The sequence below is a fragment of the Acetobacter pasteurianus subsp. pasteurianus LMG 1262 = NBRC 106471 genome, assembly GCF_000285275.1.
GTDB classification, from domain to species: Bacteria; Pseudomonadota; Alphaproteobacteria; order Acetobacterales; family Acetobacteraceae; genus Acetobacter; species Acetobacter pasteurianus.
Genome location: NZ_CADO01000016.1, coordinates 27,000 through 45,050, shown reverse-complemented (window position 1 = coordinate 45,050; position 18,051 = coordinate 27,000). Strand labels below are relative to the sequence as shown.

Here is an 18,051-nt window from a genome sequence, read left to right as displayed (position 1 = left end):
TGTGTTACTCTTTATGCAGAAGGAAGCAGCCGGGCCAAGACGCGGGAGCGGCCAATTAACGGCAGAAGGTCACGCAGTTCCGGACCTTGTTCTTCCCCTGTCAGAGCCAAACGGAGGGGGTGAAACAGGGCTTTGCCAGAACGGCCCGTTTTTTCACGCACAGCGGTTGTCCATGCCTTCCATGTGGTTTCATCCCATGGTTCAGGCGGCAACAGGCTGGCGGCTTCTTTCAGGAAGTCATCTTCACCTTCCTGCACGGGGGGAATGATGTCTCCATCCGTTACATTATGCCACAGGCGTGCTTCTGAAAGCAGTTCGATATTCCCACGAATAGCCAGCCAGAAGGCTTCTGTTGCGCCTTTAGGCAATCTGTCAGCCACATCTGCATAGGGTGTCTGGGCCAGCAGCTTATGGTTCATGGCCAGAAGCTGGCGGGTATCAAACCGTGCTGCAGAGCGGGAGATGTGGGAGATATCGTATATCTTGGCCTGTTCATCAAACGGAAGCAGCACCGGATCATCCGAAGAACCAAGGCGCGCAAGGTAGGAGATCAGCGCCGTTGCTTCTATGCCGTCCTGCCGGAATGTGCGCAGGGAACACGCATCAAACCGTTTGGAAAGCTTGCCACCGTTTTCATCAAGCAGCAGCGGCAGATGAGCAAAACGGAAATGGTCAGGATGTGCGCCAAGGGCTTGGGCAATATCAATCTGTACGCCCGTGTTGGTCACATGGTCTTCCCCACGGATAATGTGGGTAATGCCTGTTTCCAGATCATCCACAACAGAGGCCAGTGTGTACAGCACCGTGCCATCTGTGCGCACCAGAACGGGGTCTGAAACAGAAGGAAGCTTAACCTGGCAATCGCCCATTACCATATCGCGCCAACGCACGGTGGTGTTGGAGAGCTTAAAGCGCCAGTAAGGCACTTTACCATTTGCTTCTGCCTGTGCGCGCTGCTGGGGGGTCATTTTCAGCATGGCGCGGTCATAAACCGGGGCGCGGCGCTGGCGGATCTGTGTTTCGCGCTTGGCGGCCAGTTCCTGTTCACTTTCAAAGCAGGGGTAAAGGTGTCCAGAAGCCTTCAGCTTCTCAATAGCTGCAGCGTAGCGGTCCAGCCGTTCTGTCTGCCGGAAGGTTTCATCCCACTGAATGCCCATCCAGTGCAGATCTTTCTGGATAGCTTCCACCAGCTCCTCGCGGGAGCGGCCGATGTCCGTATCATCAATACGAAGTTGGAATTGGCCACCGTGGCGGCGGGCGTAAAGGGCATTGGCAAGTGCCTGACGGGCATTGCCAACATGCAGGAGGCCGGTAGGGCTGGGAGCAAAACGGAGTTTCATGACAGAAGCTTATGGCGCGAATGAACAGGAAAGGCCAGCCACAGCGTTATGCTGTGTTAGTGCTGGTGGCCACCATTATCGGCATCGTCTGGCGTGCCGTAAAGGTCTGTCAGGTCTTCATTATCTTCCACCAGTCGGCGCGGATCCAGCGCACGCCAGTCTCGTTCCATTGGTGTTGCGCGGTGGGCAGTAAAATCATCCAGCTCGTTGGCAGAATGCCAGCCATCTTCACCTGCATCCAGCACAACGGCATCTTCACCAAAGCTGAACCACGTTGTCAGCACATCTTTGGCGCTGGCACCGGGGGTGCGGCAGCGTTCTACACTGTCGCGCACATAGGCGCGGGCAAATGCGTTGGCGTGGGCCAGATCATGAAAAACGCCAACATCTTCCACAATGTTATCTTCCGCACCGCCAGAAAGATCCAGAATGCGAACTTTCCATGTTTTGTCTTCGGTATCGGTTTTTTCGGTCATGCCTGTTCGCCTTTGGTGGTTTTGCGGAAGGAGGGAAGAAGGAATTCCCGCCCGATTTTTACCCGTTCAACGCCGTTGTAGGAGACAATATCGGCTGTGGCATAGGTTTCGTTCCACAGTTCAGGAATAAAGGAGCCTGTGCCAACAACATCAATAGGGGCGTGTGCATCTGCCATACAGGCGCATTTGGTCACGCCGAAGCCAGATGAGGCAATAATTTTAACGTGCGGAAAGCCTGCATGGTCCAGTTCTTCACGCATCTTCCAGATGGCTGCGGCAGACACACCTGTGCCAATCAGATAGCGCAGTTCTTTATCAGACCGATAACGGCGCAGTGCCTCAGGCGCATGACGGTTGACCACCGCATAGGATTCCTGCGGGTTCAGCCCCTGCATAAAGCGGCCGCCATGCGTATCCAGCCTGACAGCCAGCTTGCCTTCTGCCGCCAGTTTGGGGAAGCGATTGCAAACGGCCAGTGCGTCTGTAATTTCCTGCCCAAAGTAATCAACCAGCACCACAAGGTCGGTATGCGGGAATTCCGCATGGAACATTTCAGCCGCACGCACGGTAGAGCCTGCATAGCCAATTAAGGCATGAGGCATGGTGCCTGCGCCATGAGTGCCCCCAAAAAATGGTGCTACGGCATCATTTGCCGTACCTACAAACCCGATAGCCCCGTTTTCTTGCGCCTCACGCCCCCCAACCGAGGCCGCATACGCCATAAGCTCCTGCATTTCATACCCAGCGCAATGGCGGGCATCCATAGCCAAAAAGCGGGTATGGGGTAGGGAAAGTGCCATCTGGTAAGCGCGATGGGCCGCAACACATGGGCTACCGAGTTTTTGTAGCAGCAGTGTTTCCAGATCGGCCAAATGGGTAAAGGAGCCTGTTACGTAAACCAGCGGCTCACCAGCACCCACCCATTCACCTTCGGGGTGCACCACATCTACGGTGTAGGGTGCTTGGCGCTGGGCCATAACGTTTTTAAGCCATTCCAGCATCAGACCCGGAGCAGAGATAACCGGACGGCGGATAAAGAAGGCGTATGTAACCTCACAATCTCCAAACCGGCTTACAATCTGGCGGGTACGATTAAAGTAGGAATCTGTGCGCGCACGAATTTCCGCATCGGAAAGCGGTGCTGCTGTGCGGGCGGAACAGACGCCTGCTGAAGGTTTGGAGAAGGGATGCGTCATCCTGATCTGCTCTTTCTGCCATTGGGGCTGCAGGGATGATGGGAACAACGGGGGGCAAGGTAAACCCCACCCCCCGGTTCTGTGATCAGCCTGAATGTTCAGGCTGAGTTCATAAAAGCGTGTTTGCCTTAGCGTTCGCTTTTGAGTTCTTCCGCAATCAGGAAGGCCAGTTCCAAGGACTGTTCGGCATTCAGGCGCGGGTCACAGAAGGTTTCGTAACGGTTGCCCAGATCTTCTTCTGTCAGGCAATGCGCACCACCTACGCATTCTGTTACGTTCTGGCCCGTCATTTCCAGATGCACGCCACCAGCAGGCACGTTTTCTGCTGCACAGACAGCGAAGAACCCTTTCACTTCCTTCACGATGGAATCGAAGGAGCGGGTTTTGATTTTCTGCTGCGTGGATGTGGTGTTGCCGTGCATCGGGTCTGTCAGCCACGTTACAGTCTGCCCGGTTGCTTTTACGGCCCGCATAAGTGGGGGCAGTTTTTCTGTAATCTTATCCGCACCCATACGAGAGATAAGCGTAATACGCCCGGCTTCGTTTTTCGGGTTCAGAATTTCTGCCAGCTTTTTAATGTCTTCCACGCTGGTGGTGGGGCCAACCTTAATGCCGATAGGGTTGCGCACACCACGCAGGAACTCCACATGTGCGCCATCGGGCTGGCGGGTCCGATCCCCAATCCACACAAAGTGGGCAGAGCAGTCGTACCATTCACCAGATGTCGAGTCGATGCGTGTCAGAGCCTGCTCATAAGGCAGCAGCAGCGCTTCGTGAGAGGTGTAGAACTCTGTTTCATCAATCTGCGGGGCAGATGCGGCGTTCAGCCCACAGGCCTGCATGAATGCCAGCGTTTCCCCAATGCGTTCCGCCATTACGCGGTAACGGTTGGAAAGGGGAGAACGCTCCACAAAGCCCAGATTCCAGCGGTGAACCTGATGCAGGTTGGCATACCCACCGTGCGAGAACGCACGCAGCAGGTTCTGGATACCGGTGGACTGGAAGTAGCCGGTTTCCATCCGTGCAGGATCCGGAATGCGGGATTCAGGCGTGAAGTCTGAACCGTTGATGATGTCACCCCGGTAAGATGGCAGGGTTACGCCATTTACGGTTTCCGTATCGGAAGAGCGCGGCTTGGCGAACTGGCCAGCCATGCGGCCAATTTTAACAACCGGCACCTTGGCGCCAAATGTCAGCACCACGGCCATCTGCAACAGCACGCGGAAGGTATCACGCACGATGTTGGCCTTGAATTCACCAAAGCTTTCAGCACATGCGCCGCCCTGCAGCACAAAAGCCTGCCCGGTAGCGGCCTGAGCCAGATGGTTGCGCAGGGTGCGCACTTCCCCGGCAAACACCAGCGGCGGATAGGAACTCAGCCGGTCTTCAACCGTTTTAAGCGCGGCCTGATCCGGATAACTGGGAATCTGCTTTACGGGAAACGAACGCCAGCTATCCGGCATCCAGGTCGCAGACGTCGGGTTGGGCTGGGTGAGCGTTGCACTCATAACGCGGTTCCTGTCAGTTTAAGGGTGGTCAGGTCAAAGGTTGAATAAAGAGACATAAAGCACCTTGCACCCGCGTACGGATGCCAAGGGGAAGCCTTTATGTCTAAAACAGCGGCAATAGGCAAATTTCATCTTTATGCCAAACGCGCGCGCCTGCCGTTAATGTATGGCGGACATATGGCCGTTTGGTTTGGCATTTTGCCACGTTGGTGCAATATAGCACCAGCACAGCCCGGCTGGAACGGTTTTTCGGGCAGGGTAAATTTTCATTTTTTCGCGGGGTAACGCGCAATGGCGCAGCTGCGTAAACCGTTTGTAACGGTGCTTTCGGGCATATGTGTTGGTTTTGGCCTTATGGCTGGTATTTCTGCGGCTTATGCAGATCCGGCCCTGATGCCTGATGATAATGTTTCGTTTGCTGAAGGTTCTGGCAGCCTCGATTCCAATGGCCAGCAGAGCCAGTCTTCTGAAAAGAAGACAGTGCATGGGCATCGCAATCTGCCGCCAGGGTATCAGGATGCACCGTCCATGGATTTTCAACATGGTGCAGATCCAGATCATCTGGCCAAGGTGCACCGTGACTCGGTAACCGGCTCCGATATTTCCAAATACGGTTCTGCCTATCAAAGCAGCGGGCCGTTTGGTTCTGGGCAGGTTGGGGATTCTACCGGTAACGGATGGGTTATCCCGCGTTAATTGTCTTCCACCACGCGTATCTGGGCCTGACCATTTGTCAGGTCTGTGATGCGTTGGGTGATGTCTTCCTGCCATTCTGCGGGCAGTGTAAGAACGAACTGGGCGCCCAGAGCATCAAAGTCCGGCGTATCAGCCTCAACACCCCACTCAGGCAGGCGAGACTGTAACAGCCCGATAAGTGAAAACGGGCAATGAAAGCTTAGCTTGATACGGTCTATCAGCGGTTCTTTAGGGGCTTCGCGCAAACATTCTGCGGCAGTGCCTGCATAAGCGCGCACAAGGCCGCCAGCTCCAAGCTTGATGCCGCCAAACCAGCGCGACACCACAATGGCAACCCGATCAAGCTTTTGTGCAACAACAACCTGTAAAATTGGCCGCCCGGCAGTGCCCGATGGCTCTCCGGCATCATGGCAGCGGCAGTGTGGGCCAAATTGCCATGCCCAGCAATGATGTGTGGCATCTGGTCCCGCCGCAGCAATACGGCTGATAAAAGCTTCGGCCTCTTCTATGCTGTTTATAGGTGTGGCACTGGCGAGAAAGCGGCTTTTTTTAATATCCCGTTCCAGAGTAAAGGGGCTGAGAAGCGTTTCGGTCATGCGCTGAATGATACAGCCTGCCTAAAGCCCCGCAAACATGTATTCTGGTGGATATATACGCAGAATATCGCTGTTATGGCCTTATTAAGGATGTTTCTTTGGTAAAAGGGCATGACAGGATGGTGAAAAACGGGCTTGCTCTGTTGGGTGTAGGATCGTTTTGTTCCAATATATGGGAACAATGACCTTTCGCTGCTGCCAGACCATGTATCTGTCAGCAGTGGAGCAGAAAAAGGAAAGCAGCAGCATGATGCCTGTGTTGCGTAAGAAGTGGTTGGTTATGGCAGGTATTTGCGCGGTTGCTCTGCCTGTTCTGAATATGCCTTCTGCCATGGCAGAAGAAGGGCTGGGTGATGACGATGATGCGGAAACGCATCGCCCGGCAGACATGCACAAATTGGCAACCAAACCGCCACTGCCACGTGCTCATAAGGATTTTAGCAAATATCGCTACAAACCAGAGGGTGATAAAATACAGGAACAGCCAGATGCCAACCGGCTGTTGTTCTGGACACAGGATGGCAGGCCAGATGGTTACGCGCAGCGGCGTGGAAGCAGCATTATTTATTATAACGCACAAGGGCAGGCGATACGCATCCAGCACCTGACCCCAGCGGAAATGACTGACTAAAACGGGCTACCTTCTTCTTTCTGGGGCATATCAGAAAGAAGAAGGTGTTGTTTACCCGGCGGAAATCAGATCCAGAATAGCGGCGGATGTTTCTTCAATAGACCGGCGGGTGACATCAATAACCGGCCAGTTATGGCGGCGGCATAAGCGGCGTGCCCAGTGCAGTTCTTCCTGCACCTTTTCCAAATCAATATAGGCGTAATCTGCTACCGGATCGATCTTGGCTTTGGATGGCACCATCTGAGACAGACGGTTACGGCGAATTTCAATCAGGCGTTCCGGATCTATTGTCAGCCCAATAACGGGTTTGTCGGTTGTGAATAAATCCTGTGGCGGTTCAATGCCCATAACCAAGGGAACATTGGCAGCCTTTAGGCCTCGGTTTGCCAAATAAAAGCAGGTGGGTGTTTTGGAGACGCGCGAAACACCAATAAGAATAACATCAGCTTCATTCAGGCCTTTGGTTTCCTGCCCATCATCATGCGCCAGTACATAATGCATGGCCTCAATGCGCTGATAATAGTTTTCATCCATGATGTACTGGCCACCCGGATGAAGTGTCGCTTCCTCGCCTGTTTCTTCGGTCAGAAAGTGCAGGGCGTTATCCAGCACATCCAACAGCCGCACCTGTAGGCTTGCACAGCCTGCTTCCATATCAGCCTGCAAGGTCGGGTCTGTCAGCGAAGACATAACTGGCCCACGGTCCAGCGCGATATGCCGCAAAACCCGACGGAGCTGAAGCTGTGTGCGAATAAGGTTCCAGTGGCGCAGATGCACCTCAGTATTGGGAAACTGCGCAATACAGGCGCGGGCAACAGAATCCAGTGTCTGGCCCGTTGCTTCGGAGACAAGGTGGAGCGTGATTTTTTTTTGCATGATCTGGATTCAAAAATGGCCGCCTCGGTGAGAGGCGGCCACCTTTTTGTTCAGGCTTTTACGGCCTTGTTGTTTTTAGCAGCCAGTGCGGCCTGTGCTGCGGCCAATCTGGCAACGGGCACCCGGAAGGGGGAGCAGGAGACGTAATCCAGCCCAACTTCTTCAAAGAAGGAGATGGAAAGCGGATCGCCCCCGTGTTCACCACAGATACCCAGTTTGATATCAGGCTTGGTTGCACGGCCTTTTTCAACACCCATACGCACCAGTGCGCCAACGCCTTCACGGTCGATCGAAACAAACGGGTCCTGCGGCAGCAGCCCTTTTTCCACGTATTCTGGCAGGAAGGAGCCAGCATCATCGCGGGAAAGTCCAAGGGTGGTCTGTGTCAGATCGTTTGTGCCGAAGGAGAAGAAGTCTGCGCTCTGTGCAATCTGGTCTGCCGTAATGGCTGCGCGTGGCAGCTCAATCATGGTGCCGATTTTGTAAGACAGCTCAGCTTTGCGTTCAGAAAGAACGTCAGCAATGGCGGTTTCACAGGTTTTACGCACCAGATCCAGCTCTGCTTTTGTGCCAATCAGCGGGATCATGATTTCCGGAGCAACAGGCTTGCCTGTTTCCTTGGCGATATCAAGGGCCGCTTCTGCAATGGCACGCACCTGCATGGCGTAGATTTCCGGGTATGTAATACCCAGACGGCAACCACGATGGCCCAGCATTGGGTTGGCTTCAGATAGTGCAGAGCGACGAGCACGTAGGGTTTCAACATCCTGCCCAAGTGCTTTGGCAACTTCTTCCAGTTCTGCTTCACCATGCGGCAGGAATTCGTGCAGCGGTGGATCAAGCAGACGGATGGTAACAGGCAGCCCCGCCATAATGCGGAACAGTTCTGTAAAGTCACTCCGCTGGAAGGGCAGAAGCGCGTTAATGGCTTTGGCGCGTGTGGCTTTGTCATCCGCCATGATCATCTGGCGCACATGGCCAATCCGATCCGGGCCGAAGAACATGTGCTCTGTACGGCACAGGCCAATACCTTCTGCACCAAAGCGGCGGGCTGTTGCCGCATCTTCTGGCGTTTCAGCATTAGCGCGCACACCAAGGCGACGGATGGAATCTGCCCACCCCATAAGGGTTGCAAAGTCACCAGAGAGTGTTGGCGGAATGGTGGGAACACGGCCTTTGTAAACAGCGCCCGTGCCACCATCCAGCGTCAGCCAGTCACCCGCTTTGAGTGTGTGACCGTCCACTTTCATGGTCTGGGCTTTGTAATCCACAGCAATGCTGCCAGCACCGGCCACGCACACGCGGCCCATGCCACGGGCCACCACAGCGGCGTGGGATGTCATGCCGCCACGGGTTGTCAGCACACCGCGGGCAGCGTGCATGCCGTGCACGTCTTCTGGAGAGGTTTCAACACGCACCAGAATAACATCTTCACCCTTGGCAGCGCGGTCTTCCACGTCCTCGGCAGAGAACGCGATCACGCCCGTTGCCGCACCCGGAGAAGCGGGCAGGCCACGTGTAAGAAGCTGACGTTCTGCCTTGGGGTCCAGCACAGGATGCAGGAGCTGATCGAGAGATGCAGGCGGCACGCGGTTAACGGCTTCTTCCTGCGTGATCAGGTTTTCCTTGGCCATATCAATGGCAATGCGCAGGGCGGCTGCGGCTGTGCGTTTGCCCGAACGAGTCTGGAGCAGGTACAGCTTGTTGGCCTGCACCGTAAACTCAATGTCCTGCATATCGCGGTAGTGGCGTTCCAGCAGATCGCGCACTTTCAGCAGTTCCTGATACGCGTTAGGCAGGGCCTTTTCCATAGGCACCTGACCTTCAGCCGCACGAGATGCCGCCATGGGCTGCGGTGTGCGGATACCGGCCACAACGTCTTCACCCTGCGCGTTGATCAGGTATTCACCGTAGAAAATGTTTTCACCGGTGGAAGGATCACGCGTAAAGCAGACGCCGGTGGCGCAATCATCACCCATGTTGCCGAACACCATCGACTGCACGTTAACAGCCGTGCCCCAGCTTGCCGGAATATCGTGCAGCTTGCGGTAGGTGTTGGCGCGTGGGTTCATCCATGAACCAAACACGGCTCCAATGGCGCCCCAAAGCTGTTCTTTCGGGCTTTCAGGAAAGGCGGTGCCGGTTTCCTGCAGAACAATCTGTTTGTAGCCTTTAACGACTTCCTGCCATTCTTCAGCACTCAGAGACGTATCGTCTTCCTTGCCGATGGCACGCTTGATCTGCTCAAGCAGATCTTCAAAGCGGTGGTGGGCAACACCCAGCACAACAGAGCCGTACATCTGAATGAAGCGGCGGTAGCTATCCCATGCAAACCGGGCATCGCCTGATGATTTTACAAGTCCTTCAACGGTGCTGTCATTCAGCCCCAGGTTGAGAACTGTATCCATCATGCCGGGCATGGAAACACGTGCGCCAGAACGGACAGAAACAAGCAGGGGGGCATTGGCATCGCCAAAGCGCAGGCCCATGGCTTCTTCAAGCTGGGATTCCAGCTCAGCCGGGTATTTCCGTCCGTTTTCGTAGAACGCCGTGCAGACTTCAGTGGTAATGGTAAATCCGGGGGGGACGGGCAGGCCGATATTGGCCATTTCTGCCAGATTGGCTCCCTTACCGCCGAGGAGATTGCGCATCCCGGCGTTGCCTTCGCTCTGGCCTGCGCCGAAACTGTAGATCCACTTGGTCATGTGCCGTTCACTTCATTCCTGCATACAGTAAAGCCAAAAGCCCCGACCGAGGGGAGGAAAAGGAGATAACGGGGCGATAGGCTGGCCTGCGTGCTATTTTTATTCTTGGTTTTGGACGACTTTGGTAATCCATCCCTTCGTTGAGAGGTAGCATGGCGCAGTTTTGCTGGGCGAGCAATCTCTCTTTTGTATCAGAATACAAAAAAACGTGTGCAACGCCCTGTTATTCCTGCTCGGAGCAAAAAGCGTTCCATTCAGTCTCATCCATGGTCTGAAGTCCAAGCTCAACAGCCTTTTTGGCTTTTGAGCCAGCTTTTTCTCCCAGAACAACCAGATCTGTTTTTTTGGACACAGAATCCGAAACCTTGGCGCCCATGCGTTCTGCCGTTGCTTTGGCTTCTGGCCGTGTCATGGTGTGCAGGGTGCCGGTAAACACAATGGTTTTGCCAGCCAATGCGCCTTCGGATGCCGCAGTTTCTTCCGTTATGGTTAAGTTTGCGTGCAAATCCGCCAATGTTTGCAGGTTATGTTCTTCTGCAACAAAGGCCACCAGATCTTCCGCCGTGGTGGTGCCTATGCCGGTAATGGAGCCGAGTTCCAGCCGGGCATCAGATCCGATAATGGCGGCAGCCTGCATCTGGTTGAACCAGTTTTCATACGTGCCATAGTGGCGCGCCAGCAGGCGGGCATTGCTGGCGCCAATCCGGCGGATACCCAGCGCATAAATAAAGCGAGAAAGAGAAATGGTGCGGCGGCTCTCTATAGCTTGCAGCAGTTTTTGAACCGATTGCTCGCCCCATCCATCGCGCTTTTCTATGTCTGCGGCGTGTTCATGCAGGCGGAAAATGTCACCGGGCGTTAAAATCAGGCCGATATCATGGAATTCACGAATGCTGCGGTCTCCCAAGCCTTCAATGTCAAACGCTTGGCGGGAAACAAAGTGGATAAGCCGTTCTACAACCTGAGCTGGACAGGTGAGCCCACCCGTGCAACGGCGCACAGCTTCCCCTTCTGGCCGAACAGCAGCGGCCCCACAAACAGGGCAATGATCAGGGAAGTGGTAAGGTGCCTGCCGGGGCGTGCCATCTGGGGAAGGGGCAACACCCAAAACTTGGGGGATAACATCCCCCGCACGCTGGATGAAAACCATATCACCGGGGCGGACGTCCTTACGGGCAATTTCATCTTCATTATGCAAGGTTGCGCGCATAACCAGCACACCGCCAACATTTACGGGTTCTAAATGCGCAACTGGGGTGAGAGCACCTGTGCGGCCAACCTGAATTTCTATTTCCTTCAGGCGTGTGACGGCCTGTTCTGCCGGAAACTTCCACGCAATGGCCCAGCGGGGCGCACGTCCAGCAAAACCCAGGCGTTCCTGCAGGGCCAGATCATCAATTTTGTAAACAACGCCATCAATATCGTAGGCAAGTTCAGCCCTACTTTGGCTGACCTCAGCAAAAAAAGCCTCGGCATCTTCCACGCCTTTAATCTGGCGGGAAAGCGGATTAACCGGGAAACCCCATTCTTTGAGTTGTTCCAGATATGCCCAATGGCTGCGGCTGATTTTTTCTGAGCAAAAGCCAAGCGCGTAAGCAAACAAAGAAAGCGGGCGTTGCGCTGTAATTTTGGGGTCTAACTGCCGCAGGGAACCTGCTGCTGCGTTGCGTGGGTTGGCAAACAACCGCTTGTTTGCAGCTTCCTGCGCAGCGTTGAGTTCCAGAAAATGTTTTTTGGAAAGGAAAACCTCACCACGAATTTCGATCAGATCAGGGTAGGAGCCGGAAAGGCGTAACGGCAAATCCTTTAGCGTGCGCAAATTGGCGGTAACGTCTTCGCCTTCTGTGCCATCTCCACGGGTGGTACCACGCACAAAACGGCCTTTTTCGTAGGTCAGACTGATGGAAAGTCCATCAATCTTGGGTTCCCCTACAAAAATCAGTTGTTCGGTTGCATCCTGGTCCAGACCCAAAAAGCGGGTGGCGCGGCTGATAAAGCCTTCAAAATCTTCACGGTCAAACACGTTGTCCAGAGAGAGCATGGGCACAAGGTGGATATGCTTGCCAAAGGCTGTATCCGGTGCAGCACCTACGGCTTGGGCTGCGCTGTTTTCTGGCTCGGCCTCTGGGTGCTGGGCCACAATGGCATCATACCGCCGGCGCAGGGCATCATATTCTGCATCACTGATTTCTGGAGCATCGTTCCGATAATAGGCCGCATTGTGGTGGGCAATTTCGGCGGCAAGGCGTTCCAGTTCTTCCCGCGCTTGTTGTTGTGTCATGTCGGCGGGAAGAAAGGCAGTTTCAGGCATTATTCTCATATCCAAGCAGGCTGGCGGCAGCGGCACGGGCGGCATCGGTTACTGTATCACCTGCCAGCATACGCGCAATTTCCTCATTACGCTCTGTGTCTGTGAGTGGAGTGGCGTGCGTTACGGTCTGGCCATTGCGGGTAAGTTTGCCAATACGCAAATGCGCATCTGCGCTGGCTGCCACTTGCGGGCTATGCGTAACAGCCAGAACCTGCACATTTTGCGCAAGCCGATGCAGGCGTTCACCAATGGCGGCGGCTGTGGCACCGCCAACGCCTGCGTCAATTTCATCAAAAATCAGCGTGCCGATACCGGACTGGCCAGCCAGCACCAGTTTAAGTGCCAGCATAAGGCGGGAGAGTTCACCACCAGAAGCAACCTTCGCCAACGGCCCCGCTGGTTGGCCGGGGTTGGCCGCGATCAAAAAGATCACTTGTTCCATACCCTGTCGGCTCCACTGTTCAGCGGGAAGCTGTTTGATATCCACCAGAAAGCGCGCTTTTTCTAGCTTGATCGGCTTTAATTCCGCTGTAACAGCCTGTTCCATTTTACGGGCAGCCTTGGTGCGGGCTTCGTGCAAGGCTTCGGCTTTTTGAATATATGTTACGCGCGCTTCTTCAGTAGCGACTTTAAGGGATTCCAGCGCTACCGTACCGTTTTCCAGCGCTGTCAGGCGGCCAGAAAGGCGGGTCAGCAGATCTGCCAGATCATCTACGGCAATGGAATGTTTGCGTGCCACGGTGCGTAGGGCAAACAGACGCTCTTCTGTATCTTCCAACAGCCGAGGGTTGGCTTCTGTATCTGCTGCCAGGCGGGAGAGCAGGTTTTCGGCTTCGGCCAAAGCATTTTCGGCATTTTCCAGAGCTGTGAGGGCTTCTGTTGTGCGGGCTTCCAGAGGTTCTGTTTCTGTCGGTGATGCAGAAGCAGCAGAAGCATTTGTTGGCACAAGGCGCAGCAGGGCACGCGTTGCCCCGCGCAAGGCGGCGGCAGGGCCGGGAGAGCGTCTATCTTTGGGTGTAAGTTCAGAAAGGGCCGCGGCTACGGCTTCTCCGCGCCGTTCAGCTTGCTGTAAAGCGTGGCGCTGCTGGGCCAGTTCTTCTTCCTCACCCGGTTGAGGGGCAAGGGCTGTGAGTTCATCAACTGTATGGCGTAGCCATTCTTCTTCTCGTGCGGCTTCCTCTAATGCGCGATGCGCATTGGCCAGTTCTGAACGCAGGGTTTGCCAGCGGTCAAATGCACCCGCAACACTATTTACGAGAGAAGGTTTGACGCCATAAGCATCAAGCAGGCCACGATGAGTGCTGGAATCGGCCAGCCCCATTTGCTCATGCTGGCCTTGAATTTCAATAAGGGTGGCCGCCACGCGCCGCAAAAGCGTGATGCCAACAGGCTGATCATTGATCCATGCGCGAGAGCGGCCTTCCTTGGAGATGACACGGCGGAGGACTAAAGGTTCCTGCACTTCTGCGGGAATGTCCTGTTCTTGCAGGATGCCGAATGCTTCGTGTGAAGCTGCAACATCAAAACTGGCAGTTACGCGCGCCTCTGGTGCGCCGGCACGTACCAGTCCGGCACTGGCGCGATCACCCATGGCAAGGCCCAAACTGTCTAGCAGAATGGATTTGCCCGCCCCGGTTTCCCCCGTAAGTGCAGTGAAGCCTGCATGGAGTGAGAGATCGAGCGTTTCAATCAGAACAACGTCCCTGATGGAAAGGCTTGTTAGCATAATGGCATCCGGTTTTCCGGGCTTGCGCCCAAATGACAGGAAAGACGGCAAAACACAAAAGCCCATAGCTTCCTGCTTGCCCCGCCCGCAGGGGGCGGCAAACGCACAATACTCATTTCAGGCACAAGCTGCCAGAAAAATGTTCTTTATATGTTCTTTATTTTGCTGGTGAGCTTGCAGAATCAGCCGGAGCCGTAGGTTCAGCTTTTACGGGCGTCACAGGTGCTGCCTTGATAGGCATGGCCTGTGGCTGCGTGTTTTCATTCCGCGTATCTGTTGCCAGAGCATCTGGTTCCATAGCTGTGCCTTTTTTGGCGCCAGCCGTTCCGGGTTCTGCATCTTTTGGCATGTCAGATGCAGAAACAATTTTACCGGGAATAGGGAACTTATCTGTCAGCAAATGATAACGGTGGAGGTTATCATAAGCATAACGATACCATTTGCTGCCGGGGTAATTGTAACCCAGCACAATGGCAGATTTACGCGCCTGATCCGTTAGGCCCAGATCCAGATACACTTCCACCATGCGCTCCAAGGCTTCGGGCACGTGGTTGGTGGTCTGGAAATCCTGCACCACACGCTGGTAACGGTTGATCGCACCTTCGTAGTTTTTTTCACGCTGATAATAGCGGCCAACCAGCATTTCCTTACCGGCCAGATGATCTCGGCAAAGGTCAATCTTCAGCTGCGCATCACGTGCGTATTTGGACTGCGGAAAGCGAGTAATCACTTCTTCCAGCGCATCCATGGATTCTGCGGTGCCTTGCTGATCACGCTGTACGTCTGCAATCTGCTCATAAAAGCACAATGCGCGCAGGTAATAGGCGTAAGCTGAATCCGAACTGGTGGGGTGCAGGCTAATAAAGCGGTTAAGCTGCTGCACGGCTTGTGGGTATTTCCCTTTCAGGTAATACGCGTAGCCTTCCATAAGCTGGGCGTTCGCGATGTAACCAGAATAGGGATAATTCTGCTGAAGCGTTTCAAACTCTGAAGCCGCAAGGGCGTAGCGCCTGGTACGCAGGGCATCAATGCCGTTATTATAAAGCGTTTCAGGCGCAGCAATTTTGGGAGCCGGCGGAAGCTTCTTGTTTTCATTAAACAAGCCACAGCCTGCCAAGCTCGTCAGCAGGGCAACTGAAAGCACGCGGGGCAGAACGTGGCGAAGCAACTGTGGTTTAATGCAAATATCAGACATACCGGCTCTTCATTTAGAGACGGCATCTTATAGCATGCCCACTGCGCAAGAAAAGCAATGAAACAGCTATTGATTCGTTATTGCGCCAAAAAGGCATCAGGCAGCAGACGCTGCGGGCAGGGATGTGATGATATCGCGCCACGCATTCTGATCTGCAAAAAGAGCCCGCAGAACCTGATTGTTCAATGCATGGCCAGACCTGTGGCCACGGAACTCACCCAACAATACACCACCGGCAAGGTAGAGATCCCCCACCGCATCCATAACTTTATGGCGAATGAATTCATCCGGCTTGCGAAGGCCAGAGGGGTTTAGAATATGGTCATCATCCACCACAATGGCATTATCGAGCGAACCACCACGTGCCAGCCCGGCACGATGAAGGGCTTCAATTTCTGCTTTAAGGGTGAAGGTGCGGCTATTTGCCAGCTCATGGCGGAAAGACCACGGCGTAAGCTCGGCGCTATAGCTTTGCTGGCCAATGGCTTTTGCCGGAAAATCAATACTCAGGGAAAGATGGAGGTGGTGGCCTGCTGTAGGGTGAAGCTCGGCCCATGAATCATTATGGCAAATGCGAATGGGTTTGCAGACTTCAATAAAACGGCGTGGCGCATCCTGTGCTTTCCGCCCGGCACAATCCAGCAGAAATACAAAATCGGCGGCGGAGCCATCAAAAACCGGAGTTTCTGGGCCGTCAATCAAAACAAGCACGTTATCTACGCCGCAGCCGTTCAAGGCTGCCATAAGATGCTCAACCGTAGCCACGCGGTTTTCTGGGCGTTGGGCCTCACCCAAAACGGTGCTCAGCCGTGTTTCCACAACATTATCGTAATGCGCAGTAATAGGGGCCGCGTTGGGCAGATCTGTGCGCTGGAACACAATACCATGCCCGGCAGGAGCAGGATGCAAGCTCATCCGAATGGATTGCCCCGTATGCAGCCCCGTGCCGGTGCATGAAATGGCATGGCGAAGGGTGTGCTGCAAAGCGGACGGAGTTTTCCTTACAGAACGCATAAAAGATGCTGGGCTTTCTACAATATCGGAATACAGGAGTGGCTCCCTTAGCAGACCGTCCATTATCTGTGCATCCTATGCTTGCGTAGATAGAAAGTTATGACAACGCTAAAGCCTGTTTCTGGTTGAAGCCAGTCAACGATTATTGCCATCTATTACATAAAAAATGCGCCGCCTTGTGAAAGGCGACGCATCTATAGAGTAAAGTGTAAAAAATTAACGGCGCAGGAAGGTTGGAATTTCCAGACCGGAATCCCCTTCACCAGAACGCAGGCCAGATCCCTGATCAGCCTGGCTGATGGTGGGGCGTGACTGAGCGTTTGGTTCCTGCCGGGTTGCATCTGCTCCATTGCGACGGAACGCACCGGTTACGCGGCCAAAAAGGCTACGGTGTGCTGGGGCTTCCTGCTGCTGGGGAGCAGCTGAAGGTTGGCGTGGTGTTTCTGTAAACAGACCAGCGCGAGGGGATACAGCCGGGCGCAACTGCTGAGGCTGGCTAGGTGCGGCAGCAGGAGCGGCCTGCACCGGCACCGTATGCGCAGGTGGTGCAGAAACATTATTGGCGCCAGCAGGCTGAAAAACCTGAGCATGCTGGGGTGCAGCCGTGGCCTGCGCGGAAGGAGCAGCCTGCGTTGTTGTGGGCGGAACAGGGGCAGCAGCAGGAACGGGTGCCGCGGCACCACCAACAGCAGCCTGTGGCTGTTCGGCCTGAGCTTCACCTTCAACCGCTACCAGATGGGGGCGATCTGCCGAATCGGAAGGCATATCAATGCCCGTGGCCACCACGGAGACACGGATACGACCGCTCATCTTTTCATCAATAACGGTCCCGAAGATCATGTTCGCATCTTCAGGCACTTCGCGGCAGACGCGGTTAAACGCTTCTTCTGCTTCAAAGAAGGTCATGTCTTCGCCACCGGTTACGTTCACCAGCAGGCCCTTTGCGGTGGACATGCAGGTGTCTTCAAGCAGCGGGTTGGAAATAGCGGCTTCGGCAGCTTCTACGGCGCGGTTTTCACCTTCACCTTCACCCGTACCCATCATGGCCTTGCCCATTTCAGCCATAACGCTGCGGATATCGGCAAAATCCAGATTAACGTAACCGCGGTCCATCATCAGGTCGGTTACGCCGCGCACGCCCATGTTGAGCACTTGGTCAGCCAGTTGATAGGCTTCGCGCAGGGTGGTGCGTTCGTTGGCAATACGGAAAAGGTTCTGGTTGGGAATAACAATCAGCGTATCAACATACTGCTGAAGTTCCTTGATCCCTTCATCTGCAACGCGCCCGCGGCGTTTGCCTTCGTAAGCGAAAGGCTTACTGACAACGCCGATGGTCAGAATATTCCGCTCACGCGCCATGCGGGCGATAACAGGGGCTGCCCCTGTGCCCGTACCACCACCCATGCCGGTGGTGATAAAAACCATGTGAGCGCCATCTAGATACCGGGCAATTTCATCTGCAGCTTCTTCTGCCGCAGCGCGGCCTACTTCTGGCTTTGCGCCGGCACCCAAGCCGTGGGTGAGGTGTGGGCCAAGCTGGATTCGGCTATCTGCCAGACTTTTTTCAAGGCTCTGGGCATCTGTGTTGGCAACAACAAAGTCAACACCCTGCAGGTTGGACGCAATCATGTTGTCAACTGCGTTCGTTCCCCCACCGCCAACACCAATGACTGTGATTTTTGGGGAAAAATCAGCATGTGTTTGGGGTGGAACGGTCAGGTTGAGTGTCATGTGTGTCTCCCGAACGGCTGCAGCTTACCGGTATATGCTTAGAGAAATAA

14 protein-coding genes are annotated in these 18,051 nt (G+C 54.6%); 2 read left to right on the top strand and 12 right to left on the bottom strand.

Annotated features, from left to right (window positions below; translation table 11 throughout):
* Positions 1 to 11 precede the first annotated feature (11 nt).
* From gltX to APA10_RS04825, 4 genes are all read right to left on the bottom strand, one after another.
* Complete coding sequence (gltX, locus tag APA10_RS04840) at positions 12 to 1,340, bottom strand: glutamate--tRNA ligase (protein ID WP_003628518.1); 1,329 nt, start codon at positions 1,338 to 1,340, stop codon at positions 12 to 14.
* Between the two features lie 56 nt (positions 1,341 to 1,396).
* On the bottom strand, positions 1,397 to 1,816 hold the full coding sequence (locus tag APA10_RS04835; protein ID WP_003623102.1) for a hypothetical protein: 420 nt from the start codon (positions 1,814 to 1,816) through the stop codon (positions 1,397 to 1,399).
* Complete coding sequence (locus tag APA10_RS04830) at positions 1,813 to 3,060, bottom strand: nicotinate phosphoribosyltransferase (RefSeq protein ID WP_003628517.1); 1,248 nt, start codon at positions 3,058 to 3,060, stop codon at positions 1,813 to 1,815. The genes APA10_RS04835 and APA10_RS04830 overlap by 4 nt, the downstream gene beginning before the upstream one ends.
* A gap of 80 nt (positions 3,061 to 3,140) precedes the next feature.
* Positions 3,141 to 4,520 (bottom strand): class II 3-deoxy-7-phosphoheptulonate synthase, encoded by a 1,380-nt coding sequence (locus APA10_RS04825; protein WP_014457128.1) that lies wholly within the window; start codon positions 4,518 to 4,520, stop codon positions 3,141 to 3,143.
* 291 nt (positions 4,521 to 4,811) lie between these two features.
* Between APA10_RS04825 and APA10_RS04815 the strand changes: the two genes are divergently transcribed.
* Positions 4,812 to 5,216, top strand: a complete 405-nt coding sequence (locus tag APA10_RS04815; RefSeq protein ID WP_003623098.1) for a hypothetical protein — start codon at positions 4,812 to 4,814, stop codon at positions 5,214 to 5,216.
* Here APA10_RS04815 and APA10_RS04810 read toward each other — a convergent pair.
* Positions 5,213 to 5,812, bottom strand: a complete 600-nt coding sequence (locus tag APA10_RS04810) for an IMPACT family protein (RefSeq protein ID WP_003628516.1) — start codon at positions 5,810 to 5,812, stop codon at positions 5,213 to 5,215. The genes APA10_RS04815 and APA10_RS04810 overlap by 4 nt on opposite strands.
* Before the next feature lie 172 nt (positions 5,813 to 5,984).
* On the opposite strand from APA10_RS04810, the gene APA10_RS04805 reads away from it, so the two are divergent.
* Positions 5,985 to 6,443, top strand: coding sequence for a hypothetical protein (locus APA10_RS04805; RefSeq protein ID WP_003628514.1), 459 nt, complete (start codon positions 5,985 to 5,987; stop codon positions 6,441 to 6,443).
* 51 nt (positions 6,444 to 6,494) lie between these two features.
* Here the strand turns inward: APA10_RS04805 and APA10_RS04800 are convergent, their stop codons facing one another.
* From APA10_RS04800 to ftsZ, 7 genes are all read right to left on the bottom strand, one after another.
* Positions 6,495 to 7,319 carry a pyruvate, water dikinase regulatory protein gene (locus tag APA10_RS04800; RefSeq protein WP_003628513.1) on the bottom strand — a complete coding sequence of 275 codons (825 nt, stop codon included), beginning with the start codon at positions 7,317 to 7,319 and terminating at the stop codon, positions 6,495 to 6,497.
* A 50-nt stretch (positions 7,320 to 7,369) separates the two neighbouring features.
* Entirely contained in the window at positions 7,370 to 10,024 is a 2,655-nt protein-coding gene (gene ppdK / locus APA10_RS04795) for a pyruvate, phosphate dikinase (RefSeq protein ID WP_003628512.1), read from the bottom strand.
* A 223-nt stretch (positions 10,025 to 10,247) separates the two neighbouring features.
* Positions 10,248 to 12,335, bottom strand: coding sequence for an NAD-dependent DNA ligase LigA (gene ligA / locus APA10_RS04790; RefSeq protein WP_003628510.1), 2,088 nt, complete (start codon positions 12,333 to 12,335; stop codon positions 10,248 to 10,250).
* Positions 12,328 to 14,112, bottom strand: a complete 1,785-nt coding sequence (gene recN, locus APA10_RS04785) for a DNA repair protein RecN (protein WP_080587116.1) — start codon at positions 14,110 to 14,112, stop codon at positions 12,328 to 12,330. Before recN ends, ligA begins: the two co-directional genes overlap by 8 nt.
* A 106-nt stretch (positions 14,113 to 14,218) precedes the next feature.
* Positions 14,219 to 15,256, bottom strand: a complete 1,038-nt coding sequence (locus tag APA10_RS04780) for an outer membrane protein assembly factor BamD (RefSeq protein WP_003628507.1) — start codon at positions 15,254 to 15,256, stop codon at positions 14,219 to 14,221.
* Between the two features lie 96 nt (positions 15,257 to 15,352).
* A complete protein-coding gene (lpxC, locus tag APA10_RS04775) occupies positions 15,353 to 16,333 on the bottom strand; it encodes a UDP-3-O-acyl-N-acetylglucosamine deacetylase (protein WP_003628505.1) in 981 nt (326 codons plus the stop codon).
* A gap of 153 nt (positions 16,334 to 16,486) precedes the next feature.
* Positions 16,487 to 18,001 carry a cell division protein FtsZ gene (ftsZ, locus tag APA10_RS04770; RefSeq protein WP_003628499.1) on the bottom strand — a complete coding sequence of 505 codons (1,515 nt, stop codon included), beginning with the start codon at positions 17,999 to 18,001 and terminating at the stop codon, positions 16,487 to 16,489.
* Between the last annotated feature and the right edge of the window lie 50 nt (positions 18,002 to 18,051).

Bases quoted from the DNA above. Each gene is read 5' to 3' on its own strand.
- gltX (WP_003628518.1), bottom strand. From the start codon at position 1,340: ATGAAACTCCGTTTTGCTCCCAGCCCTACCGGCCTCCTGCATGTTGGC.
- APA10_RS04835 (WP_003623102.1), bottom strand. From the start codon at position 1,816: ATGACCGAAAAAACCGATACCGAAGACAAAACATGGAAAGTTCGCATT.
- APA10_RS04825 (WP_014457128.1), bottom strand. From the start codon at position 4,520: ATGAGTGCAACGCTCACCCAGCCCAACCCGACGTCTGCGACCTGGATG.
- APA10_RS04815 (WP_003623098.1), top strand. From the start codon at position 4,812: ATGGCGCAGCTGCGTAAACCGTTTGTAACGGTGCTTTCGGGCATATGT.
- APA10_RS04810 (WP_003628516.1), bottom strand. From the start codon at position 5,812: ATGACCGAAACGCTTCTCAGCCCCTTTACTCTGGAACGGGATATTAAA.
- APA10_RS04805 (WP_003628514.1), top strand. From the start codon at position 5,985: ATGGGAACAATGACCTTTCGCTGCTGCCAGACCATGTATCTGTCAGCA.
- APA10_RS04800 (WP_003628513.1), bottom strand. From the start codon at position 7,319: ATGCAAAAAAAAATCACGCTCCACCTTGTCTCCGAAGCAACGGGCCAG.
- ppdK (WP_003628512.1), bottom strand. From the start codon at position 10,024: ATGACCAAGTGGATCTACAGTTTCGGCGCAGGCCAGAGCGAAGGCAAC.
- ligA (WP_003628510.1), bottom strand. From the start codon at position 12,335: ATGCCTGAAACTGCCTTTCTTCCCGCCGACATGACACAACAACAAGCG.
- APA10_RS04780 (WP_003628507.1), bottom strand. From the start codon at position 15,256: ATGTCTGATATTTGCATTAAACCACAGTTGCTTCGCCACGTTCTGCCC.
- lpxC (WP_003628505.1), bottom strand. From the start codon at position 16,333: ATGGACGGTCTGCTAAGGGAGCCACTCCTGTATTCCGATATTGTAGAA.
- ftsZ (WP_003628499.1), bottom strand. From the start codon at position 18,001: ATGACACTCAACCTGACCGTTCCACCCCAAACACATGCTGATTTTTCC.